Annotated in this window: 22 protein-coding genes, 3 tRNA genes and 3 pseudogenes; 21 read left to right on the forward strand and 7 right to left on the reverse strand. The window is 72.4% G+C overall.

All coding sequences use genetic code 11. The features are described 5' to 3' along the window. The first annotated feature begins 109 nt into the window (after positions 1 to 109). Positions 110 to 859, forward strand: coding sequence for an ABC transporter permease (locus tag DVA86_RS11360; protein ID WP_208877861.1), 750 nt, complete (start codon positions 110 to 112; stop codon positions 857 to 859). A gap of 242 nt (positions 860 to 1,101) precedes the next feature. Here the strand turns inward: DVA86_RS11360 and hppD are convergent, their stop codons facing one another. Further along, on the reverse strand, positions 1,102 to 2,247 hold the full coding sequence (hppD, locus tag DVA86_RS11365) for a 4-hydroxyphenylpyruvate dioxygenase (protein ID WP_208877863.1): 1,146 nt from the start codon (positions 2,245 to 2,247) through the stop codon (positions 1,102 to 1,104). Positions 2,248 to 2,381: 134 nt separating this feature from the next. On the opposite strand from hppD, the gene DVA86_RS11370 reads away from it, so the two are divergent. After that, positions 2,382 to 2,858 carry an Lrp/AsnC family transcriptional regulator gene (locus DVA86_RS11370; protein WP_208884620.1) on the forward strand — a complete coding sequence of 159 codons (477 nt, stop codon included), beginning with the start codon at positions 2,382 to 2,384 and terminating at the stop codon, positions 2,856 to 2,858. A gap of 244 nt (positions 2,859 to 3,102) precedes the next feature. On the opposite strand, the gene DVA86_RS11375 is transcribed toward DVA86_RS11370, so the two are convergent. Beyond that, positions 3,103 to 3,579 carry an SsgA family sporulation/cell division regulator gene (locus tag DVA86_RS11375; protein WP_208877864.1) on the reverse strand — a complete coding sequence of 159 codons (477 nt, stop codon included), beginning with the start codon at positions 3,577 to 3,579 and terminating at the stop codon, positions 3,103 to 3,105. Between the two features lie 343 nt (positions 3,580 to 3,922). Between DVA86_RS11375 and DVA86_RS35270 the strand changes: the two genes are divergently transcribed. The 8 genes and pseudogenes from DVA86_RS35270 to DVA86_RS11415 all read left to right on the forward strand — a co-directional run bounded on the left by DVA86_RS35270 (position 3,923) and on the right by DVA86_RS11415 (position 10,325). Next, on the forward strand, positions 3,923 to 5,038 hold the full coding sequence (locus tag DVA86_RS35270) for a DUF2510 domain-containing protein (RefSeq protein WP_245996498.1): 1,116 nt from the start codon (positions 3,923 to 3,925) through the stop codon (positions 5,036 to 5,038). Continuing rightward, positions 5,010 to 5,192 (forward strand): annotated as a pseudogene (locus DVA86_RS11385) (ATP-binding protein); the annotation flags it as partial. The gene DVA86_RS35270 and the pseudogene DVA86_RS11385, both read left to right, overlap by 29 nt. A gap of 332 nt (positions 5,193 to 5,524) precedes the next feature. Then, positions 5,525 to 6,286, forward strand: a complete 762-nt coding sequence (locus tag DVA86_RS11390; RefSeq protein ID WP_208877866.1) for a fumarylacetoacetate hydrolase family protein — start codon at positions 5,525 to 5,527, stop codon at positions 6,284 to 6,286. Further along, the gene (gene gltX / locus DVA86_RS11395; RefSeq protein ID WP_208877868.1) at positions 6,279 to 7,817 is read left to right on the forward strand and encodes a glutamate--tRNA ligase; all 1,539 of its coding nucleotides are present in this window, start codon (positions 6,279 to 6,281) and stop codon (positions 7,815 to 7,817) included. The genes DVA86_RS11390 and gltX overlap by 8 nt, the downstream gene beginning before the upstream one ends. Positions 7,818 to 7,949: 132 nt before the next feature. Next, positions 7,950 to 9,828, forward strand: a pseudogene (locus DVA86_RS11400) (bifunctional serine/threonine-protein kinase/glutamate ABC transporter substrate-binding protein). Positions 9,829 to 10,058: 230 nt separating this feature from the next. Further along, a tRNA-Gln gene (locus DVA86_RS11405) sits at positions 10,059 to 10,130 on the forward strand. A 25-nt stretch (positions 10,131 to 10,155) separates the two neighbouring features. Beyond that, positions 10,156 to 10,228 (forward strand) — tRNA-Glu (locus tag DVA86_RS11410). Positions 10,229 to 10,252: 24 nt separating this feature from the next. Next, positions 10,253 to 10,325 (forward strand) — tRNA-Glu (locus DVA86_RS11415). A gap of 175 nt (positions 10,326 to 10,500) precedes the next feature. On the opposite strand, the gene ndgR is transcribed toward DVA86_RS11415, so the two are convergent. Beyond that, positions 10,501 to 11,235 carry an IclR family transcriptional regulator NdgR gene (ndgR, locus tag DVA86_RS11420; RefSeq protein ID WP_208877869.1) on the reverse strand — a complete coding sequence of 245 codons (735 nt, stop codon included), beginning with the start codon at positions 11,233 to 11,235 and terminating at the stop codon, positions 10,501 to 10,503. A gap of 156 nt (positions 11,236 to 11,391) precedes the next feature. Here ndgR and leuC point away from each other — a divergent pair, with 156 nt between their 5' ends. From leuC to DVA86_RS11440, 4 genes are all read left to right on the forward strand, one after another. Beyond that, complete coding sequence (gene leuC, locus DVA86_RS11425; protein ID WP_208877870.1) at positions 11,392 to 12,834, forward strand: 3-isopropylmalate dehydratase large subunit; 1,443 nt, start codon at positions 11,392 to 11,394, stop codon at positions 12,832 to 12,834. A gap of 5 nt (positions 12,835 to 12,839) precedes the next feature. After that, on the forward strand, positions 12,840 to 13,433 hold the full coding sequence (gene leuD / locus DVA86_RS11430) for a 3-isopropylmalate dehydratase small subunit (protein WP_208877871.1): 594 nt from the start codon (positions 12,840 to 12,842) through the stop codon (positions 13,431 to 13,433). Between the two features lie 113 nt (positions 13,434 to 13,546). Continuing rightward, positions 13,547 to 13,801, forward strand: coding sequence for an SCO5555 family protein (locus DVA86_RS11435; protein ID WP_208877873.1), 255 nt, complete (start codon positions 13,547 to 13,549; stop codon positions 13,799 to 13,801). A 125-nt stretch (positions 13,802 to 13,926) separates the two neighbouring features. Beyond that, positions 13,927 to 14,583, forward strand: a complete 657-nt coding sequence (locus DVA86_RS11440; RefSeq protein ID WP_208877875.1) for an HU family DNA-binding protein — start codon at positions 13,927 to 13,929, stop codon at positions 14,581 to 14,583. 539 nt (positions 14,584 to 15,122) lie between these two features. Here DVA86_RS11440 and cofC read toward each other — a convergent pair. Then, positions 15,123 to 15,791 (reverse strand): annotated as a pseudogene (gene cofC, locus DVA86_RS11445) (2-phospho-L-lactate guanylyltransferase); the annotation flags it as partial. A 129-nt stretch (positions 15,792 to 15,920) separates the two neighbouring features. Between cofC and DVA86_RS11450 the strand changes: the two are divergent. The 3 genes from DVA86_RS11450 to DVA86_RS11460 all read left to right on the forward strand — a co-directional run bounded on the left by DVA86_RS11450 (position 15,921) and on the right by DVA86_RS11460 (position 19,116). Beyond that, complete coding sequence (locus tag DVA86_RS11450) at positions 15,921 to 16,814, forward strand: lysophospholipid acyltransferase family protein (protein WP_208877879.1); 894 nt, start codon at positions 15,921 to 15,923, stop codon at positions 16,812 to 16,814. After that, the gene (locus DVA86_RS11455) at positions 16,811 to 17,812 is read left to right on the forward strand and encodes an NAD(P)H-dependent glycerol-3-phosphate dehydrogenase (protein ID WP_208877881.1); all 1,002 of its coding nucleotides are present in this window, start codon (positions 16,811 to 16,813) and stop codon (positions 17,810 to 17,812) included. Before DVA86_RS11450 ends, DVA86_RS11455 begins: the two co-directional genes overlap by 4 nt. Before the next feature lie 167 nt (positions 17,813 to 17,979). Continuing rightward, a complete protein-coding gene (locus DVA86_RS11460; protein WP_208877882.1) occupies positions 17,980 to 19,116 on the forward strand; it encodes a D-alanine--D-alanine ligase family protein in 1,137 nt (378 codons plus the stop codon). A 72-nt stretch (positions 19,117 to 19,188) separates the two neighbouring features. On the opposite strand, the gene DVA86_RS11465 is transcribed toward DVA86_RS11460, so the two are convergent. Further along, positions 19,189 to 19,716 carry a DUF3515 domain-containing protein gene (locus DVA86_RS11465; protein WP_425470811.1) on the reverse strand — a complete coding sequence of 176 codons (528 nt, stop codon included), beginning with the start codon at positions 19,714 to 19,716 and terminating at the stop codon, positions 19,189 to 19,191. Between the two features lie 20 nt (positions 19,717 to 19,736). Further along, a complete protein-coding gene (locus DVA86_RS11470) occupies positions 19,737 to 19,970 on the reverse strand; it encodes an Lrp/AsnC family transcriptional regulator (protein ID WP_208877883.1) in 234 nt (77 codons plus the stop codon). Between the two features lie 137 nt (positions 19,971 to 20,107). On the opposite strand from DVA86_RS11470, the gene DVA86_RS11475 reads away from it, so the two are divergent. Continuing rightward, the gene (locus DVA86_RS11475) at positions 20,108 to 21,097 is read left to right on the forward strand and encodes a thiamine-phosphate kinase (RefSeq protein ID WP_208877885.1); all 990 of its coding nucleotides are present in this window, start codon (positions 20,108 to 20,110) and stop codon (positions 21,095 to 21,097) included. 119 nt (positions 21,098 to 21,216) lie between these two features. Further along, the gene (thiD, locus tag DVA86_RS11480) at positions 21,217 to 22,011 is read left to right on the forward strand and encodes a bifunctional hydroxymethylpyrimidine kinase/phosphomethylpyrimidine kinase (protein ID WP_208877887.1); all 795 of its coding nucleotides are present in this window, start codon (positions 21,217 to 21,219) and stop codon (positions 22,009 to 22,011) included. Positions 22,012 to 22,176: 165 nt separating this feature from the next. Here thiD and rpmB read toward each other — a convergent pair whose 3' ends face one another. Continuing rightward, positions 22,177 to 22,362: a 50S ribosomal protein L28 gene (gene rpmB / locus DVA86_RS11485; protein WP_027751466.1), complete on the reverse strand. Its 186-nt coding sequence runs from the start codon at positions 22,360 to 22,362 to the stop codon at positions 22,177 to 22,179. Positions 22,363 to 22,545: 183 nt separating this feature from the next. Here rpmB and DVA86_RS11490 point away from each other — a divergent pair, with 183 nt between their 5' ends. Beyond that, positions 22,546 to 24,330, forward strand: a complete 1,785-nt coding sequence (locus DVA86_RS11490; protein ID WP_208877889.1) for a DAK2 domain-containing protein — start codon at positions 22,546 to 22,548, stop codon at positions 24,328 to 24,330. Positions 24,331 to 24,504: 174 nt separating this feature from the next. Next, positions 24,505 to 26,751, forward strand: coding sequence for an ATP-dependent DNA helicase RecG (recG, locus tag DVA86_RS11495; RefSeq protein ID WP_208877890.1), 2,247 nt, complete (start codon positions 24,505 to 24,507; stop codon positions 26,749 to 26,751). Positions 26,752 to 26,815: the final 64 nt, after the last annotated feature.

Here is a 26,815-nt window from a genome sequence, read left to right on the forward strand (position 1 = left end):
AGCGGTGGTGCGGGAGGACACGTCGCACGACGGCATATCGCACGACGGCACATCGCACGACGGCACGTCGCGCTGCGGGACATCGCCGCGCGGCACATCGATTCGTGCAATGTTGCGCGACGCCGGGACCTTGACCGGCCGCTGCGTACGGCTCAGTGCGCGCCAAGTGGACGCCGTCATCACGGCGCTGGCCCTGCCGGTGATGCTGATGCTGGTGTTCGTCTACTTCTTCGGCGGCGCCATCGACACCGGCACCCGGTACGTCACGTACGTCGTGCCCGGCGTCCTCGCCCTGTGCGCGGGCTTCGGAGCGGCCACCACCGCGGTGAGCGTCAGCCAGGACATGAAGGACGGCATCATCGACCGGCTGCGCTCGATGGACGTCAGCGGTACGGCGATGCTGACCGGTCACGTCCTCGCCAGCGCCGTCCGCAACACGGTCGCGACCGCCGTCGTCTTCGGCGTCGCCTTCCTGATCGGCTTCCGGCCGGGCGCGGGTGCCGCGGGCTGGCTGGCCGCCGGGGCCGTGCTCATCGCGTACATCCTGGCGCTGTCGTGGCTGTCCGCGGCGGTCGGGCTGCTTGTCAGATCGCCGGAGGCGGCGGGCGGTTTCACGTTCTTCGTGATGTTCCTGCCGTATCCGAGCAGCGCGTTCGTGCCGATCGAGACCATGCCGGGGTGGCTGCACGGCTTCTCCGAGCACCAGCCGGCGACCCCCGTCATCGAGTCGCTGCGGGAGCTGCTGCTCGGGCAGCCTGCCGGGGCCACGGCGTGGCAGGCGCTGGCCTGGTGCGGCGGCATCGTCGCCGCCTCCGTCCCGGCGGCGGCCGCGCTGTTCCGACGCCGCACGCGCGGCTGATCAGCCCGTCCGGCGTTTGAGGACGGCCCTCAGCCACTGACGTGCGGCAGCCGCCGGTGGGCGGTCACCGCATCGCACGCGGGTGCGGCCCGGGAACGGGCCGGGGTTCGTCCTCAATCGCCGGACGGGCTTCATGTGGTGCGGTATCGCCCCACAGTGCCGCTACATCGTGGCCGAGGGCCGTCCTCAAACGCCGGACGGGCTTGATGTGGCGGAGGCCGTCCTCAAGTGGCGGCGGCGCGTCAGAGGTTGCCGCGCCTGTCCTGTTCCCGCTCGATCGCCTCGAAGAGAGCCTTGAAGTTGCCCTTCCCGAAGCCCATCGACCCGTGCCGCTCGATCATCTCGAAGAAGACCGTCGGGCGGTCCTGGACCGGCTTGGTGAAGATCTGGAGCAGGTAGCCGTCCTCGTCGCGGTCCGCGAGGATCTTGTTCTCGCGCAGCACGTCGATCGGGACGCGCGTGTCGCCGACCCACTCGCCGAGCGTGTCGTAGTACGAGTCGGGGACGTCGAGGAACTGCACGCCGGCCGCCCGCATCGTCCGTACGGTCGTCACGATGTCGTTCGTCGCCAGCGCGATGTGCTGGACGCCCGGGCCGCCGTAGAACTCCAGGTATTCGTCGATCTGCGACTTCTTCTTCGCCACCGCAGGCTCGTTGATCGGGAACTTCACCTTCTTGGTGCCGTCCGCGACGACCTTCGACATCAGCGCGGAGTACTCGGTGGCGATGTCGTCGCCCACGAACTCCTTCATGTTGGTGAAGCCCATGACCTTGTTGTAGAAGGCCACCCAGTCGTTCATCCTGCCGAGTTCGACGTTGCCGACGCAGTGGTCGATGGCCTGGAACGTGCGCTTCTCGGGCGGCGCGACCATCGGGGCGGAGCGTACGTAGCCGGGCAGGTACGGGCCGTCGTAGCCGCTCCGTTCGACCAGCGTGTGCCGGGTCTTGCCGTACGTGGCGATCGCGGCGAGCACCACCGTGCCGTGCTCGTCCTTCACCTCGTGCGGATCCTCGACGCCCGTCGCGCCGTGCTCCACCGCGTACGCGTAGGCGGCGCGCGCGTCCGGCACCTCGATGGCGAGGTCGACGACGCCGTCGCCGTGCTCGGCGACATGGTCGGCGAGGAAGCGTCCGTGGTCGGTCACGGGCTTGATGACCGACGTGAGGACGAAACGGGCCGCACCGGACTCGAGTACGTAACTCGCGGTCTCCCGGCTGCCGTTCTCCGGTCCGGAGTAGGCGACGAGTTTCATGCCGAAGGCGCTGGAGTAGTAGTGGGCGGCCTGCTTGGCGTTGCCGACGGCGAAGACGACCGCGTCCATTCCGTTCACCGGGAAGGGGTCGGCCTGCCGGGCGGTGTCGGGGGTTGTGTGCGTGGTCTCAGTCATCCTCGAAGGCTGCCGCTGAACCACAAGGTGCGCAATAGTTTGCATTTCGTCTGGACAATGTGTATAGCGATGAACGGGACGCGCCGGTCTATCTGCACAGGATGACCAGCATTCGAACGGTGGAGGGACACCCCATGGCGATCGACCGGCTCGACGGGCGGCTGCTGGAGCTCCTCGCGGAGGAGCCCCGTATCGGCGTGCTCGAGGCGTCCCGGCGGCTCGGCGTCGCGCGCGGCACCGTGCAGGCACGGCTGGACCGGCTGCAGTCGAGCGGCGTGATCCGCGGCTTCGGCCCGGACGTGGACACGGGTGCCCTCGGCTATCCGGTGACGGCCTTCGCGACCCTGGAGATCAAGCAGGGCCAGGGCGCCGACGTACGGGCACACTTGGCCACCGTCCCCGAGGTGCTGGAGCTGCACACCACGACCGGTCACGGCGACATGCTCTGCCGCCTCGTGGCGCGCTCGAACGCCGACCTCCAGCGCGTCATCGACCGCGTCGTGGGCTTCGAGGGCATCGTGCGCGCCTCGACGGCGATCGTGATGGAGAACCCGGTGCCGCTGCGGGTCGTCCCGCTCGTACGCCAGGCCTCCCGTGAGAGCGGGGGCTGACCGGTCCCGCGGTGCTGCCGCGGGGCCCGACGGGCACGACACGTCTAGGGGCATGCCGCGCGGCCCGTGGACGGGCTTGTCACGCGGGGCGTCAACCGGCGCGTCAACCGCGGCGCCACGTGGCACGTCAACACGGCGTGCCACGGACACCCTGCCGCTCTCGGACACCCTGCCGTTCTCGGACACCCCGCCGCTCGGGGCACCGTGGGCGCTCACGGGCGCCCCGCCGTACTCGCGCACGTACTCAGGCACCCGCCTCCCCCGTCTCGTCCGAGGGCCACGGGTCGTTCAGGAAGAGGTCGTCGCCCGGGGTCGGGGTGAGCAGTTCGCTCAGCCCTTCGTCGATCCCGAGCAGTTCCGGTTCACTGCCGGGCGGCACCGCCCTCAGCGTGCGCTCGACCCAGGCGGAGACGGCCACGGTCGGTGCCTCCAGGAGCGCGTCCCCGTCGGGTGAAGTCAGCGCGATGCAGAGGACGTTGCGGGAGTTGACCTTGGTCGGCCACACCCGTACGTCCCCGTGGCCGCACGGCCGGAAGACGCCCTCCACCAGCAGTTCGCGGGCGAAGGTCCAGCGGACGGGGGATTCGGAGCCGATGTGGAACGCCATGTGGACGGCGTACGGATCGTTCGTGCGGTACGTGAGCCGGGCCGGTACGGGGATGCTGCGCTCAGGCGACAGCACCAGCTTCAGCTCGAGTTCCCTCTCGACGACGGTGTGCATGTTGTGCCCTTTCGCTCTGTGCGTCCGTCCGGCCGGCGCGGACGGTCCTGCACAGGGAGAGAGCGCGCGGGGCGGATATCCTTACGCGACTTCGCGGGACTTTTTTCGGGACGGCTCTCGCCGGCGGCGGACCGGTCCCGGGCGGCCGCCGGGACCGGCCGTTCGGGGCAGGCACTTCGTCGGCCGCGTCTGGTAGATGTTGTCTCCGCGCGAGTCGGCCCCGCCCGCGAGGCGGGGCCGCGGAGCCCCCCACGTCGCACGTCACATGCCGACACAACGGTCGAGAGATACGGGACCTGGACAGATGAGTGCCCCACCCGCAGGATCCGCCAGCGGAAGCCCCATGCCCGGGTTCTATCCAGACCCGTCCATTCCGGGATACATCCGGTACTGGGATGGCACGGCCTGGGTACCGGGCACCAGCCGCCCCGAGCCGAGGGAGGGCGAGCCGATGCCGCAGCCCCCCGTACCGGGCGGCCAGGGCGGGCAAGGCGGCTCCGCGGCGCCCGCCGGGGGCGGCGGACGGCCGCTGGAGGGCCGCGTGGTGAGCGGGGACGGCCGGGAGGTGACGCCGTACGAGGAGCCGGCGGGGTTCCCGTCCGAGTCCGGCACGGGCTCCGCGCAGGGCTCGGGCCGGGCGTCCGCCGAGGAGACGGGCCCGATCTTCTTCGACGAGGAGGAGCTGCCCGCGGGCACCACATCCGGTACGGCGTCGGGCTCCGGGCCCGCAGGCGGCGGCCCGGGCGGCCCGGGCGCCTCCGACGGCGACTCGCTCCCCGAACTGCGTCCGCGCGGCGAAGTCGCCCCGCACGAGCCGGAGGTGACCGACTGGGACGACCCGCGCAGGCTGCACGGCAACCGCCCCGAGGCCGCCACGGCCTGGCACGCCGACACCTCGCAGCAGTCCGGCTTCGGCGGCGACAGCGAACGCCGCGTCGCCTGGGGCGAGCCAGGCGGCGACGAGCAGCCGGGCGACCAGGGCGCGGCAGCCGCGGGTACGGCTGATCCGCGCGGGAGTTGGGGACGTACGGGCGGAAGCGACGCGGGCGGGGCAGGCGCGGCCGGGGCGGCAGGCCCGACCGGTTCCGCCGAGGGGCAGACGCCCGCACCGCAGGGGCCTCAGGGCCAGCCGGGCGCGCAGGGTCAGTCGGGAGCACAGGGCGGCAGGCACTCGCCGCGCGGCGGCGGCGACCACCCGACGGACACCGTCGGCATCCGCATCCCGCGCCCCGCCGAGGGCGGACGTGGGGCGGGCACCGGCGCGGACGCCTCCGCGCGGCGGCCCGAACACACCGTGGGCCTGCGCCGGTCGGACGTGCTCGGCGGCGCGGGCGGCCCGGGAGGCCCCGGCGGCGCCGGAGTGCCGCGCCAGGGCGCCTCGACCGCGCCCGGCGCCCCCGCCGAGGGCACGCCCGCGCAGGCGCCGCCCGCCCAAGGCCATCGCGTTGAACGGTTTTGACGGGCATCAGCCGTATACGCCGGAGGAGGTGCGGGAGGCGTTGCAGATCGGGCCGGACGCGCCGATCATCACCACCGACGCCAGGCACCGCGCCGACGCCAAGAGCGCGCTGATCACGCTGGTCGAACACGCGCTGATGGCCCGCCTGCGGTAGCCGGAACGCGTTTCCAGCCCGTCCGGCCCTCGACCACCAGCGACGCGCGTTCTGGCCACGTGCCTGTGCCAATCCAGCCCGTCCGGCGTTTGAGGACGGACAGGGGCGGCCACCGGCCGGTGGCAGGCCGGGCGCCGGGGCCCGGTGTGCGTGCGTCGCGGCCGAGGGCCGTCCTCAAACGCCGGACGGGCTTGGGTGGGTGCCCCGTCCGGTCCGCGGCCGGGCGGGGCACGGGTCTGAGGGGCGGCGCCCCACGCGTGTGGCATACGCTGGGGCCCCGGTAAGCACAAGCCCCCGCAGGTCGTAGGCCGGCAAGGCCAGAAGGAAACCCCGTGCGCATCGCCAGATTCTCCCTGGACGGAAACGTCGCCTTCGGCGTCGTCGAGGGCGACGAACTCGACATCATCAAGGGCCATCCCTTCGCGGGGGTCGAGCGTTCGGGCCAGCGGATCCCGCTGGACAAGGTCCGGCTGCTGCCGCCGGTACTCCCCAACAAGGTCGTCGCGATCGGCCGGAACTACGCCGAGCACGCCCGCGAGCTGGGCAACGACGTGCCGGACGTCCCGGTCACGTTCTTCAAGCCGTCCACCTCCGTGGCCGGCCCCGGCGACCCCATCGCGTACCCGGGGTTCTCCTCCGAGGTGCACTACGAGGCCGAGTTGGCCGTCGTCATCGGCCGCATGTGCAAGGAGGTCCCGCGGGCCCGCGTACGCGACGTGGTCCTCGGCTACACCTGCGCCAACGACGTCACCGCCCGCGATGTCCAGCGCGCGGAGAACCAGTGGGCACGCGCCAAGGGCTTCGACACCTCCTGCCCGCTCGGCCCCTGGGTCGAGACCGAGGTGGACCCCGCGGACCTCGCCGTCCAGTGCACGGTCAACGGCGAGCAGCGCCAGCTCGGCCGTACGAGCGAGATGGTCCGCTCCGTCGAGGACCTGGTCGTGCACATCACCGAGGCCATGACGCTGCTCCCCGGAGACGTCATCCTCACGGGCACCCCGGCGGGGGTGGGCCCGCTCCACGTCGGCGACGAGGTCGCCGTCACCATCGAAGGCATCGGCACTCTCACCAACAAGGTGATCAAGCGTGACTAACGCGTCCCACGTCCGCGTACGTTTCTGTCCGTCCCCGACCGGCAACCCGCATGTCGGCCTGGTCCGCACCGCGCTGTTCAACTGGGCGTTCGCCCGGCACCACGGCGGCACCCTGGTGCTCCGGATCGAGGACACGGACGCGGCCCGCGACTCCGAGGAGTCGTACGAGCAGCTGCTGGACTCGCTGCGCTGGCTCGGCCTCGACTGGGACGAGGGCCCCGCCCCGTACGGCACCGGCACCGGCACCGGCTCCGCGGCCGAGCCCGTCGGCCCGCACGCCCCGTACCGCCAGTCCCAGCGCATGGACATCTACCGGGACGTCGCGGAGAAGCTCCGGCAGGGCGGCCACGCGTACCGCTGCTTCTGCACCGCCGAGGAGCTGGAGGCCCGCCGCGAGGCCGCGCGCAAGGCGGGCAGGCCGTCCGGGTACGACGGCCAGTGCCGCGACCTGAGCGCCGACCGGATCGCCGCGTACGAGGCCGAGGGGCGGACGTCCATCGTCCGCTTCCGGATGCCGGACGAGGCGATCACCTTCACCGACCTGGTGCGCGGCGAGCTCACGTTCGCCCCGGAGAACGTCACGGACTACGGCATCGTGCGCGCCAACGGTGCCCCGCTCTACACCCTGGTCAACCCGGTGGACGACGCGCTGATGGAGATCACGCACGTCCTCCGCGGCGAGGACCTGCTGTCTTCCACGCCGCGGCAGATCGCGCTGTACCGCGCTCTCGCGGACATCGGCGTCGGCAAGGGCGAGACGCCGGCGTTCGGCCATCTCCCGTATGTCATGGGCGAGGGCAACAAGAAGCTCTCCAAGCGCGACCCCGAGTCCTCCCTCAACCTGTACCGCGAGCGGGGCTTCCTGCCGCAGGGCCTCCTCAACTACCTCTCCCTGCTGGGCTGGTCGCTCTCCGAGGACCGGGACATCTTCTCGCTGGACGAGCTGGTCGCCGCCTTCGACATCGGCGACGTGAACGCCAACCCGGCCCGCTTCGACCTCAAGAAGTGCGAGGCGATCAACGCCGCGCACCTCCGCGAGCTGTCCGTGGCCGACTTCACGGCGGCCTGCGCGCCCTGGCTGAAGGCGCCGTACGCGCCGTGGGCCGAAGAGGACTTCGACCAGGCCGCGTTCGAGGAACTGGCCCCGCTGGCCCAGACCCGGCTCACCGTCCTCGCCGACATCACCCAGAACGTCGACTTCCTCTTCCTGCCGGAGCCGGTGGCGGACGAGGCGTCCTGGCAGAAGGCGATGAAGCCGGGCGCCGAAGACGTCCTGCGGTCCATCCACTCCCGGCTGGCCGAGCTCGACGGCGACTCGTGGCGCGCGGACCCGCTCAAGGAGGCCGTCCTGGCCGCGGGCGAGGCGCACGGCCTGAAGCTCGGCAAGGCGCAGGCGCCGCTCCGCGTCGCCGTCACGGGCCGTACGGTCGGCCTCCCGCTGTTCGAGTCCCTCGAGGTGCTGGGCCGCGAGCGCACGCTGCTGCGCGTGGACTCCGCCCTGGCCAAGCTGGCGGCGCTGCCCCGGAGTTGACCCCGGCGCCCGCCCGCCCCGCCCCCGTACGTGTGACAGAGTCTGAGCGGTCGGCATGCGAGGGGGAGGGGCGCGGTGGCGCGGGTGATCGACGGCCGGTTCACGTTGCTGGACCGGCTCGGGGGCGGCGGCATGGGCCTGGTCTGGCGCGCCCGCGACGAGGTGCTGCACCGTGAGGTCGCGGTCAAGGAAGTGCGTCCGCGCGACCCGGACCTGGCCGAGTACGACCCGGAGGCCGCCCGCGCCCTGCGCGAGCGGGTCCTGCGCGAGGCCAGGGCGCTTGCCCGGGTCGGGCAGCCCAACGTGGTCACCATGTACCAGATCGTCGACGAGGGCGAGGGCTCGTACCCCTGGCTCGTCATGGAACTGGTTGGTCCACGGTGGCTCACTCCAGGACCGGCTGGCCCGTGGTGCGCTGCCGCCCGCCGAGGCGGCGGCGCTGGGGCGCGGCATCCTCGCCGGGCTGCGCGCCGCGCACGCGGCCGGGATCCAGCACCGGGACATCAAGCCCGGCAACATCCTGCTGCGGCCCGACGGCACCCCCGTCCTGACGGACTTCGGCATCGCCGCCATCCAGGGAGCCACCACGCTCACGGTGTCCGGTGCCGTCATCGGCACGCCGGAGTACATGGCGCCGGAACGGGTGTCGGGCGAGGAGGGTGGCCCCGCGGCGGACCTGTGGTCCCTGGCGCTGACCCTCTACGCGGCCGTTGAGGGCCACAACCCGATGCGTCGCGGAAACACCCTCGCCACGCTCGCAGCGGTCCTCAGCGAGGAGGTGCCGCCGCCCGGCCGGGCCGGTCCGCTCACGGAGGCGCTGACGGCGGTCCTCGTACGGGACCCGGCCGCGCGCCCGGACGCCGGCGCACTGGACCGGCTGCTGGCGGAGGCGGGAGCGGGAGCGGAAAGGACGGGGGAGCCCGGAGCCGCGGGGGCCGCGGGGGAGTCCGCGCGCGCGGAGGCGGATTCAGGGCTCGCGGGGGTGAGCACGTACGTGCCGCCGCCCGATACGGCGACGTCCTACATGGTGGCCCCGCCGCAGCCCTCCGGCCCGGCGGCGCCACCCGTCAACGCCCCGCAGCGGCCGCCCGCTTCGCCTGTCCCGCCCCCTCCGCCCGGCCGCCCCGGCCGGCGCGTCTGGGCGTATGGGACGGCGGCCGGAGCCGTGGCGCTCACCGGCGTCCTCCTCTGGGCGCTGCTCCCGGACGGCGACGGCGGCACCCCGGCGGACAACGCCAGGGGAACGGCCTCTGGCGGGACCACGGGCGGTGACTCGGACGAGGCCGGCGCCGAGCAGCCCGGCAGCGGCAAGAAGATCAGGATCGCCGTCAAGGCCGGTGCGCCCGGCCTGAGTTACCAGGGGACGGACGGCGCGTTCACCGGCTTCGATGCCGACACCGCCAGATACCTCGCCGAGGCGCTCGGCTACGGCCCCGAGGACATCGAGTGGCGGACGGTGACCGCCGCCGAACGGATCAGCATGCTCCAGGCCGGAAAGGTCGACTTCACCGTCTCCACCTTCCTGATGACCGACGACCGGTCACGTCAGGTCGACTTCGTGGGCCCGTACCTGGTCGCACACCAGGACGTGCTGCTGCGGATGGACGACACGTCGATCAAGAACGCGGCCGACCTGAACGGCAAGGCCGTCTGCTCCGTCACCGGCTCCACCCCCGCCCTCCACCTCAAGCAGACCGCCGCCCCGCAGGCCGACATACGCGAGAAGAGCACGCAGGCCGAGTGCGTCGACGCACTCAAGGCCGGCGAAGTGGACGCCTTCACGACGGACGACGCGCTCCTCGCGGGGTATGCGGCGCAGGACCCCGGCACGTTCAGGCTGGGCGGCCTCGAACTGAGCGAGGCGCCGTACGGCATCGGCCTGCCGAAGAACAGCCCGCTCAAGGAGAAACTCACCGCCGCCCTGAAGGAGATGACGGCGGACGGCACCTGGGCCAAGGCCCTGAAGAGCAACCTCCCGGCCCTCCGCGTGGAGCCCCCCACCGTGGAATGACCCGCGCCGCCCGGTGCGGGCCGTCGGCATCGGCGAGCCGTGAGGGCCGCCGGGCGGTGTCGGCGACGGACGAAGGCGGTCATGGGGCCGCGCCGGGCGGCGGAACCCGTTTTGGAGCGGGTGCCGCCATCGGGTAATGTTCTTCCTGTCGCCGAACGGGACGGCCCACAGGGCCGGGACACCGGGAGGCGGCCATCCAGACAGAGTCCCCGGCAGGGGTTGTGTTTTGGTGGGCTATGGTGTAATTGGCAGCACGACTGATTCTGGTTCAGTTAGTCTAGGTTCGAGTCCTGGTAGCCCAGCGCGATCTCGCTTCACAAGATCGATGCCCCCGTTGTGTAGCGGCCTAGCACGCCGCCCTCTCAAGGCGGTAGCGCCGGTTCGAATCCGGTCGGGGGTACTGATTCTTCGGAATCACGCCAGGGCCCCCGTTGTGTAGCGGCCTAGCACGCCGCCCTCTCAAGGCGGTAGCGCCGGTTCGAATCCGGTCGGGGGTACGCGATCAAGCACAAGGAAGCCCTCCACCCGGCAGCAGCCGGGGGAGGGCTTCTTCGCGTTCGCGGTGTACGCGGAGACGTACGGTGTGTGACGCCCGTACCACCCGCGCCGCCCGCCAAGTCCCGTACGAGCGGCGCGAATTCGTGCCTGGCGTGCGTGGCGCGCGTAACGCGCTCAGACCGCCCCGCCCCGCCGCAGCGCCTCGCTGAGCCGCGCCGCGGCGTCCACGATCGCCTGGGCGTGCATACGGCCCGGGTGCCGTGTCAGCCGCTCGATCGGGCCGGAGACGGACACCGCGGCCACCACGCGGTTCGAGGGCCCTCGTACGGGCGCGGAGACGGAGGCGACGCCCGGCTCCCGTTCGCCGATGGACTGGGCCCAGCCCCGGCGCCGTACGCCCGACAGCGCCGTCGCCGTGAAGCGGGCGCCCTGGAGGCCGCGGTGCAGCCGTTCCGGCTCCTCCCAGGCCATCAGGATCTGTGCGGCCGAGCCGGCCTTCATCGGCAGTGTGGAGCCCACCGGGACGGTGTCCCGCAGTCCGGACAGCCGCTCGGCCGCCGCGACGCAGATGCGCATCTCGCCCTGCCGCCGGTAGAGCTGGGCGCTCTCGCCCGTCACGTCCCGCAGATGCGTGAGCACGGGGCCGGCCGACGCGAGCAGCCGGTCCTCGCCCGCGGCGGCGGCCAGCTCGGCCAGCCGCGGTCCGAGGATGAAACGTCCCTGCATGTCCCGGGCCACCATGCGGTGGTGCTCCAGGGCGACGGCGAGCCGGTGGGCCGTCGGGCGGGCCAGGCCCGTGGCTCCGACCAGCCCGGCGAGCGTGGCCGGGCCGGACTCCAGAGCGCTGAGAACCAGAGCCGCCTTGTCGAGAACGCCCACTCCGCTCGAGGCGCCACTAGTGTTGTCCATGCGTCGATACTTGCGTCTCAGAGTGTGAAACGCAAGTTCAATTTTCCGCCGCACCCGCCAGTCTGGAGTGACGGCCGACACCCGGCACGCGCGGATCGGGTGCCGGCGAAGGTCTCGAGAAAGTGGTCGGCAATGCGGCCGGCCGAAGGGAATCCGATGGGACGGACACTCGCGGAGAAGGTCTGGGACGACCATGTCGTCCGGCGCGTGGAAGGTGAGCCCGACCTCCTCTTTATCGATCTGCATCTCCTGCACGAGGTGACCAGCCCGCAGGCGTTCGACGGTCTCCGCAAGGCGGGCCGGCGCGTGCGCCGTACGGATCTCACGCTCGCGACCGAGGACCACAACACCCCGACGCTGGACATCGACAAGCCCATCGCGGACCCCGTCTCCCGTGTCCAGCTGGAGACGCTCCGTAAGAACTGCGCGGACTTCGGCGTACGGCTGCATCCGCTGGGCGACGTCGAGCAGGGCGTCGTGCACGTCGTCGGGCCGCAGCTGGGGCTGACCCAGCCCGGCACCACCGTGGTCTGCGGTGACAGCCACACCTCCACGCACGGCGCGTTCGGCGCGCTCGCGTTCGGCATCGGCACCAGCCAGGTCGAGCACGTGCTGGCGACGCAGACGCTGCCGCTGGCACCGTTCCGCACCATGGCGATCACGGTCAACGGCGAGCTGCCCGCGGACGTCACCGCCAAGGACCTGATCCTGGCGATCATCGCGAAGATCGGCACCGGCGGCGGTCAGGGTTACGTGCTGGAGTACCGCGGCGAGGCCATCGAGAAGCTGTCGATGGAAGCCCGGATGACCATCTGCAACATGTCGATCGAGGCGGGCGCGCGGGCCGGGATGATCGCCCCCGACGAGACGACCTTCGCGTATCTCGAGGGTCGCGACCACGCCCCGCAGGGCGCCGACTGGGACGAGGCCGTCGCGTACTGGCGCACGCTGCGCACCGACGACGACGCCGTCTTCGACCACGAGGTGGTCATCGAGGCCGACGAGCTGGCCCCGTTCGTCACCTGGGGCACCAACCCGGGCCAGGGCGCGCCGCTGTCCGCGTCCGTGCCCGACCCGGCCGGCTTCGCCGACCCGGGTGAGCGGCTGGCGGCGGAGAAGGCCCTGGAGTACATGGGGTTGACCGCGGGCAAGCCGCTGCGCGAGATCACCGTCGACACGGTGTTCGTCGGCTCCTGCACCAACGGACGCATCGAGGACCTGCGGTCCGCAGCGGCCGTCGTCGAGGGCCGCCAGATCGCGGACGGCGTACGGATGCTGGTGGTACCCGGCTCCGTACGGGTCTCGCTGCAGGCCGTCGAGGAAGGGCTGGACAAGGTGTTCACCGAGGCCGGCGCCGAGTGGCGGCACGCGGGCTGTTCGATGTGTCTGGGCATGAACCCCGACCAGCTCAAGCCGCAGGAGCGCGCCGCCTCCACCTCCAACCGCAACTTCGAGGGCAGGCAGGGCAAGGGCGGCCGTACGCACCTCGTCTCCCCCCAGGTCGCCGCGGCCACCGCGGTGCTGGGGCGGCTGGCCTCGCCGGCCGATCTGCCGTCCCGTCCCGGAAATCCGAGCAGCCGCGAGCCCGTGGGGGTCTGAGAGCCATGGAAGCGTTCACCACACACACCGGCCGGGCCGTTCCGCTGCGGCGCAGCAACGTCGACACCGACCAGATCATCCCGGCGCACTGGCTCAAAAAGGTCACGCGTGACGGCTTCGAGGACGGCCTCTTCGAGGCGTGGCGCAAGGACCCGGACTTCGTCCTCAACCAGCCGCAGTACCAGGGCGCCAGCGTGCTGGTCGCGGACACGGACTTCGGCACGGGCTCGTCGCGGGAACACGCCGTGTGGGCGTTGCAGAACTTCGGCTTCAAGGCCGTCATCTCGCCCCGCTTCGCCGACATCTTCCGGGGTAACTCGCTCAAGAACGGCCTGCTCACGGTCGTACTCCCGGAGCCGACGGTACGCGCGCTGTGGGAGCTGACGGAGGCCGACCCGGCCGCCGAGGTGACCGTCGACCTCGTCCGGTGCAAGGTGCTCGCGCGGGGCGTCGACGCGGACTTCGAGCTGGACGACAACGCGCGTTGGCGGCTCCTGGAGGGCCTCGACGACATCAGCCTCACCCTCTCGAACGAAACGGCCATCACGGATTACGAGGCCCAGCGCGCCGCGTTCAAACCGCGGACACAGGTGGTCTGACAAGGCAGTTTCCCGCCACGGCGGCGACACGCCCCCTGCCTTCGGGCAGGGGGCGTACGGCTTTGTTGAGCGCTCCTGAGGTGACAACTCACCTCAGATGGCACAATCGGTGCATGGAAAGCGACGGTCAACTCGAGCTCTACGACCGCGTCGCCGCCCGCTTGAAAGACGCACACGCGCGAGTGCGCACGCTGCAAGTCCCGGAGAGCGTACGGGTGGCGCTGACGCGGAAGCTGCTCGTGATCACGGCTGCTACCAAACACGATCTGGCCGACGCCGCACGGCGTCTGGACCGGCTGATGGCCGACATCGACGAGGGGCGGCTCCCTCCGGGACAAGGGGGTCAGAGCGCCGACGGATCTCCTTGAGGGCCGAGTTCGTTGCGGCACAAGGGTGATTAGCCCGTTTCGTGTTTGATTTGCGGTATATATCTGCCTACCGTGCGAAAAAGCTTGGACACATTCGTTCCGGCAATGCCTCCGAAGGGGAAGACGTGAACAAGGCGCAGCTCGTTGAAGCAATTTCCGATCAGCTCGGCGGACGCCAGCAGGCCGCCGACGCGGTCGATGTCGTACTGGACGCGATTGTCCGCGCGGTGTGCGCGGGTGAGCGGGTCTCGGTCACAGGTTTCGGTTCCTTCGAGAAGGTGGACCGGCCCGCCCGTTACGCGCGTAACCCGCAGACCGGTGAGCGCGTACGGGTCAAGAAGACATCGGTGCCGCGCTTCCGCGCCGGGCAGGGTTTCAAGGACCTGGTCAGCGGGGCGAAGAAGCTCCCGCGGAACGACGTAGCCGTCAAGAAGGCTCCGAAGGGCAGCCTTTCGGGTGGCACCACCACCAAGAAGGCCGCCACGAAGAAGGCCGCGGCGAAGAAGGCTCCGGCGAAGAGGACCACCGCCAAGAAGGCCACCGCCAAGAAGACGACGGCCAAGAAGGCTCCGGCGAAGAAGACCACCGCCAAGAAGGCCACCGCCAAGAAGACGACGGCCAAGAAGGCCACGGCGAAGAAGGCCCCGGCGAAGAAGACGACGGCCAAGAAGGCCACCGCCAAGAAGGCCCCGGCCAAGAAGAGCACCGCCAAGAAGGCGCCCGCCCGCAAGTCGGCGGCGCGCACCAGGACCGCCAAGAAGACCACCGCCCGCAAGCGGTAAGGCGGCGGCCACACGTCACAACGCCGGGCCGGGCTCCCCACGGGGAGCCCGGCCCGCGGGCGTTGCAGCGAGCGGGCGCCCGGAGGCGAGCCGAGTGAATTACCCACGCGCGAGCCAAAGGGCGCGCCGGTGTTGAAAGTGACGAGACCAAGCGAGGTACGAGCGCAGCGTCGAGGAGCGTCGACGCCGGGTACGAGCGCCCGGAGGCGAGCCGAGTGAATTACCCACGCGCGAGCCAAAGGGCGCGCCGGTGTTGAAAGTGACGAGACCAAGCGAGGTACGAGCGCAGCGTCGAGGAGCGTCGACGCCGGGTACGAGCGCCCGGAGGCGAGCCGAGCGACTTACAGCGTCTGGAGGGTGACCAGGGTGACCCGGCGGGTGTCGCCCTCTCCCTCCACCTCGATCCGTACGCGCTGGCCCGGCCGCAGCAGCCGCAGGCCGCCCGCGTCGAAGGCCGGGGCGTCGAACGGCAGCGGCGTCCCGTCGTCCAGGAGCACGCTGCCGGAACGGGTGTCGGGGTCGTACGTGTACGAGGTCGCCTGCATGGCCAGCAGCGTACGCGCCGCCGCTGCCGCCGAGTACCCGCCCACTCCCAGCGCGAGCGCCGCCCGCAGATCGTCCGCGGTGTCGACGTCCTGGCGCGCTCCCGGCACGTCGCGGAGTGTGAGTTCCACCGCTCCCGAGGCCAGATGGCGTGCGCGGGACCGTTCGCCGAAGTGCGGTGCCAGCGCGTGCGGCGGGCGGGCGGACAGCAGCGTGGTGCCGGTGCCGGCGGCGTCCGCGAGGAACGCCCGCGGGTGAGCGGCCGCGGCGGCCAGTACGCGTGCCAGCTCACCGGGCCGCAGCGCGGGCAGGTCCGCGTTGAGCGCGGCGACCGGCGCGCCGGGTGCCTCCGCGCGTACGGCGGCCGCGCCGTGTACGAGCGCCGCGTTGAGGCCGCCGGACGGGGTGTCCGGGACGATGCGGGCGCCGAGCGCGGACAGCTCCGCCGCCGCACGCGCATCGTCCGTGACAACTGCCACACCGGCCACGGCCGTACACGCGAGCGCCGCGCTCACCGTGTCCTGCGCGAACGCCAGCGCGAGCCCGGGCCGCTGTGCGTCGTCCGCGTGCGCGGCGAGCCTGCTCTTGGCCCGTGACAGCGGTTTCAGCGGAATGACCAGGCGCCAGGAGGGCGGCTGCGTGCCCGGTGTCTCGTGGTGTTGCATCGGCCCCATTCTCGTCTGCTCCCGCCGCATGCCGACGGCCCCGGGGTTACGGTGTGCACGACAGCCGACGTCCGCTGGGAACGCCCCACGGCTGTGCGCAGCTAAGAGCCAAGAGGAGATGGTGTCCCGGTGTTCCGCCGCAGAATCGGCTTCTGGTACCGCCTCGCTGCGGTTTTGGCGAAACCGCTGCTCGTGACGCTCTTCAAGCGGGACTGGCGCGGAATGGAGCACATTCCGGCTGACGGCGGCTTTCTCACGGCGGTCAATCACAACTCGTATCTCGACCCTCTCTCGTACGCCCACTTCCAGTACAACAGCGGGCGCGTGCCGCGATTCCTGGCGAAGGTCGCCCTGTTCAAGGGCGGTCCCGTAGGAACGTTCATGCGCGGCACCGGGCAGATCCCCGTGTACCGCGAATCGGCCGACGCCGTGGGCGCCTTCCGGGCCGCCGTGGACGCGATCAACAAGGGCGAGTGCGTGGCGTTCTACCCCGAGGGCACGCTCACCCGGGACCCGGAGATGTGGCCGATGGAGGGCAAGACCGGTGCCGCCCGCGTCGCCCTGCTCACCAGGGCGCCGGTGATCCCGGTGGCGCAGTGGGGCGCCAACCTCGCGATGCCGCCGTACGCCAAGGAGAAGCGGCTGCGCCTCTTCCCGCGCAAGACCCTCACCGTGCAGGCGGGCCCGCCCGTCGACCTGTCGGAGTTCTACGGGCAGGAGCCCACCGCCGAGGTGCTGCGCGTGGTCACGGACACCATCATGGACGCGGTCACCGCGCAGCTCGCCGAGATCCGCGGCGAGCCGGCGCCGGCCGAACGGTTCGAGTACCGCAGGGCGGTCGCGGAACGGGAGCGGCCCGCCCCGCGTACGCCGCGCACACCGCGTACGAAGCCGGTGCGGCGCACGCCGGCGCAGGGCGTCGAGACGGCGCCGGCAACACATCGGGTGCGGCCGGCGCAGTCAACACAGCGCACGAAACAGAACGATGTGGCCGGACAGGCCGACGAGGGAGAGAACGCGTGACGCGAGCCGCCGTCTACGGCACCGGGTCCTGGGGCACCGCCTTCGCGATGGTGCTGGCGGACGCGGGCTGCGAGGTGACCGTATGGGGCCGCCGGCCGGAACTGGTCGACGTGCTCAACACCACCCGCGGCAACCCGGACTACCTGCCCGGCGTCGAACTCCCCCCGTCCGTACGGGCCACCACGGACCCCGCGGAGGCGGCGCGCGGCGCGGAGTTCACCGTGCTGGCCGTGCCCTCGCAGACGCTGCGCGGCAACCTCGAGCGGTGGGCGCCGCTGCTGCACCCCGGCACCGTGCTGGTGTCCCTCATGAAGGGTGTGGAGCTCGGCACCGCGGAGCGGATGAGCGAGGTCATCGCCGAGGTCACCGGCGCCGGACCGGCCCGGGTCGCGGTGCTCAGCGGCCCCAACCTGGCGAAGGAGATCGCCGCGCGGCAGCCCGCCGCCTCGGTCGTCGCCTGCCGGGACGAGGCGGTGGCGCGGCGGCTGCAGGCGGCCTGCCACACGCCGTACTTCCGCCCGTACACCAACACCGACGTCGTGGGCTGCGAGCTGGGCGGCGCCGTCAAGAACGTCATCGCGCTGGCCGTCGGCATCGCCGACGGCATGGGGCTCGGCGACAACGCGAAGGCGTCGCTGATCACCCGCGGGCTCGCCGAGACCACCCGGCTGGGGCTGGAGATGGGCGCCGACGCGCACACGTTCGCGGGGCTGGCGGGCATGGGCGACCTCGTCGCCACGTGCTCGTCGCCGCTGTCGCGGAACCACACGTTCGGTACGAACCTGGGCCGCGGCATGACGCTGGAGGAGACCATCAAGGTCACCCGGCAGACCGCGGAGGGCGTCAAGTCCTGCCAGTCCGTGCTGGACCTGGCGCGGCGGCACGGGGTGGACATGCCGATCACCGAAACGGTCGTGGGCATCGTGCACCAGGGCACGCCGCCGCTGGTCGCGCTCAAGGAGCTGATGTCGCGCAGCGCGAAGGCCGAGGGCGTCTGACGCGCGTACGCCCCCGCGCGCGGCGCGTCTGACGGCGCGCGGCGCGGGAGGGCGTACAGGAGCGGGCGCCGTACGCGGGGGAGGGGCATACGCGGACGGCGTACGGCCGTAAATCTCTCGGCGCAGGCCTCCCGTCCTCCCGGGCGCGAGACGGTAAAGTCGTCGCGATGAGCAGCCACGACCACAGCCACAAGCCCCGCGTCGCCGTCGTCTTCGGCGGCCGCAGCTCCGAACACGCGATCTCCGTGGTGACGGCGGGCGCCGTGCTGCGGGCCATCGACCGGGAGAAGTACGAGGTGCTGCCGATCGGCATCACCTCGGAGGGCCGTTGGGCGCTGACGGCCGACGAGCCCGAGCGCATGGCCATCGAGGACCGCAGACTCCCGAACGTGGCGGAGCTCGCCGACTCCGACACCGGCGGCGTGCTGCTGCCGCTCGACCCGGGCAGCCGTGAGGTGACCGTCACCGAGCCCGGCCAGGTGCCCAAGGCGCTGGGCGAGGTCGACGTCGTCTTCCCGGTGCTGCACGGCCCGTACGGCGAGGACGGCACGCTGCAGGGCCTGCTGGAGCTGTCGGGGGTGCCGTACGTCGGCGCGGGCGTGCTGTCGTCGGCTGTCGGCATGGACAAGGAGTACATGAAGCGGGTGTTCACGTCGTTCGGGCTGCCCGTCGGGCCGTACGCCGTGATCCGCCCCCGCGAGTGGCGGCAGGACCCGGCCGCGGTGCGGAAGCGGATCGTCGACTTCGCCGGCGACCACGGGTGGCCGCTCTTCGTGAAGCCGTCCCGCGCGGGCTCGTCCATGGGCATCACCAAGGTCGACGGGCTCGCCGGGCTGGACGAGGCGATCGAGGAGGCCCGGCGCCACGACCCGAAGATCATCGTGGAGTCGCTGCTGCGCGGGCGCGAGATCGAGTGCGGTGTGCTGGAGTTCGAGGACGGGCCGCGCGCGAGCGTGCCGGCCGAGATCCCGCCCGTATCCGCGCACGACTTCTACGACTTCGAGGCGAAGTACATCGACTCGGCCAACGGCATCGTGCCCGCCCCGCTCACCGAGGAGCAGACCGCACGCGTACGGGAGCTGGCCGTGCGCGCCTTCGACGCGGTGTCCGGCGAAGGGCTCGCGCGTGCGGACTTCTTCCTGTGCGAGGACGGCGAGTTCGTCATCAACGAGATCAACACGATGCCCGGCTTCACCCCCATCTCGATGTACCCGCGGATGTGGGAGGAGACCGGCATCGGCTACGCGGAGCTGGTCGACCGGCTGATCCAGGCGGCGCTGCGCCGCGAGACGGGTCTGCGCTAGCCACGTACGGGTGTTCTGCGCGGGCGGCTCCGCGGGCGGTCTCCGGGCCGTCCGGCGGGGAGAGCCGCGTGATCAGCCGCCCTTGGGCGCCGGTGGTGTCCCCGCCGGCAGGGCGCTCCGTACGGCCTTCGCGAGGTCGGTGAGGGCGCCGACCTCCGGGGCGTACGCGTCGGGGACCGTCACCTCCAGGAAGAGCGCGGCGCGGTCCGTGGTGGTGAACCGGTAGCCCCCGTCCCGCTGTTCGATCAGCCAGGAGACGCCATTCACTTCCGCCGCGTCAGACGTGGGGTTGTAATGTTCACTCCCGGGCGTGAGCACCTCGGGCCGCGGCACTCCGCAGCGCAGTTCGATGGTGGGATCGCCCCACGCGGCGGTGTATTCCGACGCGGGCTCGAGCTCCGTACGGTCCTGCCCGTTCACGCGCTCGGGCAGTTCCCCGTGCAGGGTCCGGCAGGCCGCGGCGGCCTTCCCGGATGGACTGGGGACCGCCGGGCCCGCGCCGCCGTCCGAGGACGAACAGCCCGCGATCGCGATCACCGTGGCGAGGGCGAGCGGAAGAGGGAACAGCCGGCGAGCGGCGCGGCGACGTGCTGGACTCACCGGGCGAGCATACGGGGGAGCTACAGATGGACCACAGGGCAGGTCAGGGTGCGGGTGATGCCGTCCACTTGCTGGACTTTGGCGACGACCAGGCGGCCGAGCTCGTCAACGGTGTCGGCCTGGGCGCGCACGATCACGTCGTACGGCCCGGTCACGTCCTCTGCCTGCATCACTCCCGGGATCTTGGCGATGACTTCTGCGACGGTCGACGCCTTGCCGACCTCGGTCTGGATCAGGATGTACGCCTGTACCACGGAACCTCCAGGGCGGCCACGAGGATCATGGGGGAAAAGGGGACGCTACGGTACCGCGTCCCCGCCCGTGCCGGGGAGACCTGCGGGGGTGCCGGGAACGGCGGGTTGACGACGTTGGATCGTGAAGGGGCTTATCAATGCTGAGTTCTTCCGGGGGACACTCCCACACCCCCAGCACCGTAGGGGAGTTGGGGGAGTTCGGTCTCATCCGGGAGCTGACCGCCCGGCTCACCACCACGTCCGCGGTACGCATCGGTCCCGGTGATGACGCGGCGGTGGTGAGCGCGCCCGACCGCCGGGTCGTCGCCAGCACGGACATCCTCGTCGAGGGGCGGCACTTCCGGCGCGACTGGTCCACCGCGTACGACGTCGGACGGAAGGCCGCCGCGCAGAACATGGCGGACATCGCCGCCATGGGCGCGGTGCCCACGGCGCTGCTGCTCGGCCTCGTCGTGCCGGCCGAACTCCCCGTGAACTGGCCCTCGGAGCTGATGGACGGCATCCGCGACGAGGCGCGCGTTGCCGCCGCGGCGGTGGTCGGCGGCGACGTCGTACGCGGCGAGACGATCACCGTCGCGATCACCGCGCTCGGCGACATGCGCAACCAGGACCCGGTCACGCGCGCCGGCGCGCGCCCGGGCGACGTCGTCGCCGTCACCGGCTGGCTCGGCTGGTCCGCCGCCGGTCACACGGTGCTGTCGCGCGGCTTCCGTTCCCCGCGCGCGTTTGTGGAGGCGCACCGGCGGCCCGAACCGCCGTACCACGCGGGGCCCGCGGCGGCCGCGCTCGGCGCGACGGCGATGACGGACGTCAGCGACGGCCTCATCGCCGACCTCGGGCACATCGCCGAGTGCAGCAAGGTGCGTATCGACATCCGCTCGGCCGAACTCGACGTGCCCGCCCAGATGTACGACATCGGCCAGGCCGTCGGCGTGGACCCGCTGCACTGGGTGCTGGCGGGCGGGGAGGACCACGCGATCGTGGCCACGTTCCCGGCCGACCAGAAGCTCCCGGCGCGCTGGCGCACGATCGGCGAGGTGCTGGCGCCGTCCGCGCTGCCGCACGTGACGGTGGACGGCGCGGCGTGGGACAAGGCGGGGGGCTGGAACCACTTCAAGGACGCGTGAGGCGGCGGACCCGTGGGTGCGGGTCCCCACCGTGGCCGCGGGTTCCCGGTGCCGCGAGGGTACCGGCGTGCTCGGGGGCGCCCGTACGCGAGCGTGCGCGGCACCGTAGATTCGTACGCATGCCCACACCACCACGCGTGCTGACCGTCGCCGGCTCCGACTCAGGCGGCGGCGCGGGCATCCAGGCCGACCTCAAGACGATGCTCGCGCTCGGCACGCACGGCATGAGCGTGCTCACGGCGGTCACCGCGCAGAACTCCCTCGGCGTGCAGGGCGCCTGGGAGCTGCCCGTGGAGGCCGTACGGGCGCAGTACCGCAGCGTCGTCGACGACATCGGCACGCAGGCGGTCAAGACCGGAATGCTCTCTTCGGCCGTCCTGGTCGAGACGGTCGCGGAGCTGCTGGCAGGGACGCCGGTGCCCACCGTGGTCGACCCCGTGGGCGTCTCCAAGCACGGCGACCCGCTGCTCGCCGCGGACGCGCTGGACGCCGTACGCGGCCGGCTGCTGCCCGCGGCCACCGTGGCCACGCCCAACCTCGACGAGGTGGCCCAGCTCACCGGCGTACGCGTACGGGAGGAGGCGGAGCTGCGGCAGGCGGCCGAGGCGGTCCTCGCGTACGGGCCGCGCTGGGTCCTGATCAAGGGCGGCCACCTCCCGGGCGACGCCGTGGACCTGCTCACGGACGGCACCGAGGAGCACTGGCTGCGCGCACCCCGGCACGACAACCGGCACACGCACGGCACTGGCTGCACGCTGGCCGCCGCCGTCGCGGCGGAGCTCGCGCACGGGCGGCCGGTGCCGGAGGCGGTCGCGGCGGCGAAGGAGTACGTGACGGGGGCCATCGCGGCGGGCTTCCCGCTGGGCGCGGGGATCGGCCCGGTCGGTCACGGCTGGCGGCTGCGGCGCGGCTGAGGCGGAGCGCAACGGCTCAGCGCGGCGCGGGGCGCTCAAGGCGGCGCGGGGCTCGTACGGGCGGGGGCGGAACGGCGCGTACGGCGTGCGCCGGGCGCACGGAAAAGCCGGTCCGCCCGAGGGAGGACCGGCTTCACGGCAGCCAGCGAGGTGGCCGCGCTGACGTCAGCGCGAGACCTTGCCGGCCTTGATGCACGAGGTGCAGGCGTTGAGCCGCTTCGGCGTCCCGCCGACCACGGCACGGACGCGCTGGATGTTCGGGTTCCAGCGGCGCGGGGTGCGGCGGTGCGAGTGGGAAATGCTGTTGCCGAAGCCCGGCCCCTTGCCGCAGACGTCGCAGTTGGCAGCCACGGGATACTCCAAAGACTTCAGATGCGCTTACGGTAAATCCCGGCGTCGCTGGATCATGAGGTGACCGGCACAGCCAGGGAGGAAATCCTGCCCGATTCGCACCGGGCAACCGGAGCAGCATACAACGGCCGCTCTCGAACAGCGAAACTAGCATGAACCGCACCCGTCCCCAGGAGGAGCTCCGTGCCGCAACCGCTCGACCCTGCCGCGGTGCGGAACTGGTGCGCGCTGGCGCTGGACGCGCTCGCCCGGGGACGTGCGGAGATCGACACGATCAACGTCTTCCCCGTCGCGGACGGGGACACCGGCACCAACATGTACCGCACGGTCGAGGCCGCCGCCCGCGCTCTCGACGGCCTGGCGGGCGACCGTACGAGCGCGCACCGTACGACGCTGGTCGGCGCGACCACCGGTGATGTCCTGCGCGCCATGTCGCGCGGCGCGCTGCTCGGCGCCTGCGGCAACTCCGGCACGATCCTGGCGCAGCTCCTCCGCGGCATGGCCGAGGCCTACGGCACGGCCGCCGCAGCCCAGGGGCAGGCGGAAGCGGAACTGCTGCGGCGGGCGCTGCGCCGGGCCGCGGACTCGGCGTACGAGGCCGTGGCGCACCCCGTGGAGGGCACGATGCTGACCGTCGCGACGGCGGCGGCCGACGCCGCGGAACGCACCGACGGCGACGCGGCCGCCGTGGCGCGCGCCGCCTACGCGGGGGCGGGCGAGGCGCTGGCGGCGACGACCGGCCAGCTCGCCGTGCTCGCGCGCGCGGGCGTCGTGGACGCGGGCGGCCGCGGCCTGGTCGCGGTGCTCGGCGCGCTGTACGCGGCGCTCGCGGCGGAGCCGGGCGCCGTACGGGATGCCGTACCGGGCGCCGTACGGGACGTGGAGCCGGAACGCGAGCCGCACACCGTACGCGAGCCGGGCGCGGCACCCGCCCCCGGACCGGCCACCGCACCGGCGCCCGCGCCCGCCGCCCCGGCGGACGAGGCGGGTCCGGGTGGTGAACTGGCCGCGCACGCCCCCTCGTTCGAGGTGATGTACCTCCTCGATGCCGAAGACGACGCCGTACGCGGCCTCCGCGCCACGCTCGACGCGCTCGGCGACTCGCTGGTCGTCATCGGCGGCGACGGCCTCTGGAACGTCCACGTCCACGTCGACGACGCGGGCGCCGCCGTCGAGGCGGGCGTCGAAGCGGGCCGCCCGCACCGTATCCGCGTCAACCACCTCGCCACCGGCGCCGCCACGGCCGAGGACCACGGCCCCGCACCCGGCACCACCGGAACCGACGCCGCCTGCCCCGCGAGCGCCCGCCGCGCCGTCGTGGCGGTCGTCGCGGGCGACGGCCTCGCGGGCCTCTGCACGGAGGCGGGCGCGACCGTCGTACGGTCCGCGGGCGAGCCCGGCGACGTCGGCGAGGACGCCCTCGCCGACGCGGTGCTGCGGGCGCACGTGCCCGAGGCCGTCCTGCTGCCGAACGATCCCGAGCTCCAGCACACCGCCGCCCGCGCCGCCGAACGGGTGCGTGCCGCCGGGGTGCGTACCGCAGTGATCCCCACCCGCGCCGCCGTACAGGGCCTGGCCGCCCTCGCCGTACACGAGCCGGAGCGCAGCTTCGACGAGGACGTCGTCGCCATGACCTCCGCCGCGGGCGCCACCCGCTACGGCGAGGTGACCGTCGCCGAGTGCCGGTCGTGGACGACCGCGGGCGTGTGCCAGGCGGGCGACGTGCTGGGTCTGGTGGACGGCGACGTGGCGGTCATCGGCGACGACGTCGGCCGGATAGCCGCCGACGTGCTGGAACGGATGCTGGCGGCGGGTGGCGAACTGGTCACGCTGGTGTTGGGCGCGCAGGCGCCCGAGGGACTGGCCGAGCACCTCCAGGAGCGCGTACGGAGCGGCCACCTGGCCGTGGACACGGTGGTCTACGACGGCCACCAGCAGCCGGTCCGCCTGCTGATCGGCGTCGAGTAGCACGCGTATCCCCGGCAGTCGGCCACGGCCAAGTCGGCCGGGCGCGCGTGGAGATGTGCGGCACCCAATCAAGCCCGTCCGGCGATTGAGGACGGACCCGCGGCGGCCGACGGCCGCGGGTCCGTCCTCAATCGCCGGACGCCGCCACGCGTTCACCGCCGCTCTGTCAGCGCCATGGTGTGCAATGGGGACGTGCCCTCGCTCGACGAACCACTGAAGAAAGTCCTCGGCGGAAACACCGCGAAGGTGATGGCCGAGCATCTCGATCTGCACACGGTCGGCGACCTGCTGCACCACTACCCGCGGCGGTACGCCGAGCGCGGTGAGCTGACGCGCCTGGCCGACCTCCCGCTGGACGAGCACGTCACCGTGGTGGCGCGGATCGCGGACGCCCGCGTGCACACGTTCAACCGGGGCCGGGGCCAGCGCCTCGAGGTGACCCTGACCGACGGCAGCGGCCGGCTCCAGCTGGTCTTCTTCGGCCGCGGTGTCCACGGCAACAAGGCCAAGCTGCTGCCGGGCAGGCGCGGCATGTTCGCGGGCAAGGTCGGTGTGTTCAACCGGAAGCTCCAGCTCGCGCACCCCGAGTACAAACTGCTCGACGACGACACCGGCCAGGAGACCGTAGAGAAGTTCGCGAACGAGCTGCTGCCGCTCTACCCCGCCTGCAAGCAGCTGGAGTCCTGGAACATCGAGCAGGCCGTCGACACCGTCCTCACCTCCATGGAGGCCACCGGCTGGAGCGGGCTGACCGACCCGCTGCCGCCGTCCATGCGGGAGCAGCGCGGGCTGGTGCCGCTCCCGGACGCGCTGCTCAAGGTGCACCGGCCGCGTACGAAGGCGGACATCGCCGCCGCCCGCGACCGGCTGAAGTGGGACGAGGCGTTCGTGCTGCAGGTCGCGCTGGCCCGCCGGCGCGCCGCCGAGGCCGAACTGCCCGCCGTGGCGCGGAGACCGGTCGCGGACGGGCTGCTGGACGCGTTCGACGCGCGGCTGCCGTTCACGCTGACCGACGGCCAACAGCGCGTCACCCAGGAGGTGTTCGCCGACCTCGGCACCGAACACCCCATGCACCGGCTGCTCCAGGGCGAGGTCGGCTCCGGCAAGACGCTCGTCGCGCTGCGCGCGATGCTCGCCGTCGTCGACGCGGGCGGCCAGGCCGCGCTGCTGGCGCCCACCGAGGTGCTGGCCCAGCAGCACCACCGGTCGGTCACCGGGCTGATGGGGGACCTGGCCGAGGGCGGGCTGCTGGGCGGTGCCGAGCACGGTACGAAAGTGGTGCTGCTCACCGGCTCGATGGGCGCCGCCGCCCGCCGCCAGGCGCTGCTGGACCTGGCGACCGGCGAGGCCGGAATCGTCATCGGCACGCACGCGCTGATCGAGGACAAGGTGCAGTTCCACGATCTGGGGCTGGTCGTGGTGGACGAGCAGCACCGGTTCGGCGTGGAGCAGCGCGACGCGCTGCGCTCGAAGGGCAAGCAGCCGCCGCACCTGCTGGTGATGACGGCGACGCCGATCCCGCGCACCGTCGCCATGACCGTCTTCGGCGACCTCGAGACGTCCGTGCTCGACCAACTCCCCGCGGGCCGTTCGCCGATCGCCAGCCACGTGGTGCCGGCCGCGGACAAGCCGCACTTCCTCGCGCGTACGTGGGAGCGCGTACGGGAGGAGGCGGAGGCCGGCCACCAGGCGTACGTGGTGTGCCCGCGCATCGGCGACGAGGACGAGCCCGGCGCGGGCGGAGCGGCGGCGGGCGGCGCGGATCCGGAGGCCGCCGGCGCTGACGGCGGGCAGGACCCGGACAAGCGCCCGCCGCTCGCCGTCCTGGACCTTGCGCGGGAGCTGGCCGGCGGCCCGCTCGGCACCCTCCGCGTCGAGCCGCTGCACGGCCGTATGGCGCCGGAGGCGAAGGAAGAGGTGATGCGCCGCTTCGCCGCGGGCGAGGTGGACGTGCTGGTCGCCACGACCGTGATCGAGGTCGGCGTCGACGTACCCAACGCCACCGTCATGGTGATCATGGACGCCGACCGCTTCGGCGTCTCCCAGCTGCACCAGCTGCGCGGCCGCGTCGGCCGGGGCGCGGCGGCCGGGCTCTGCCTGCTGGTCACCGAGATGCCGGAGGCCGCGGCGGCGAGGGCCCGGCTGGAGGCCGTGGCCGGGACGCTGGACGGCTTCGAGCTGTCCCGTATCGACCTGGAGCAGCGCCGCGAGGGCGACGTGCTCGGGCAGGCGCAGTCCGGTGTCCGCTCGTCGCTGCGCATGCTGTCCGTCATCGACGACGAGGACGTGATCGCCGCCGCGCGCCGCGAGGCCACCGCGATCGTCGCCGACGACCCGGGGCTCACGCACGCCCCGGAGCTGCGTACGGCGCTGGACGCGCTGGTGGACAAGGAGCGCGAGGAGTATCTGGACAAGGGCTGACGGTCCGTACGGGGGCCGGCGGTCCGCCACGCCATATCGTGGAGGTGGCGGCCGTACCGCACCG

The organism is Streptomyces armeniacus (genome assembly GCF_003355155.1).
GTDB classification, from domain to species: Bacteria; Actinomycetota; Actinomycetes; order Streptomycetales; family Streptomycetaceae; genus Streptomyces; species Streptomyces armeniacus.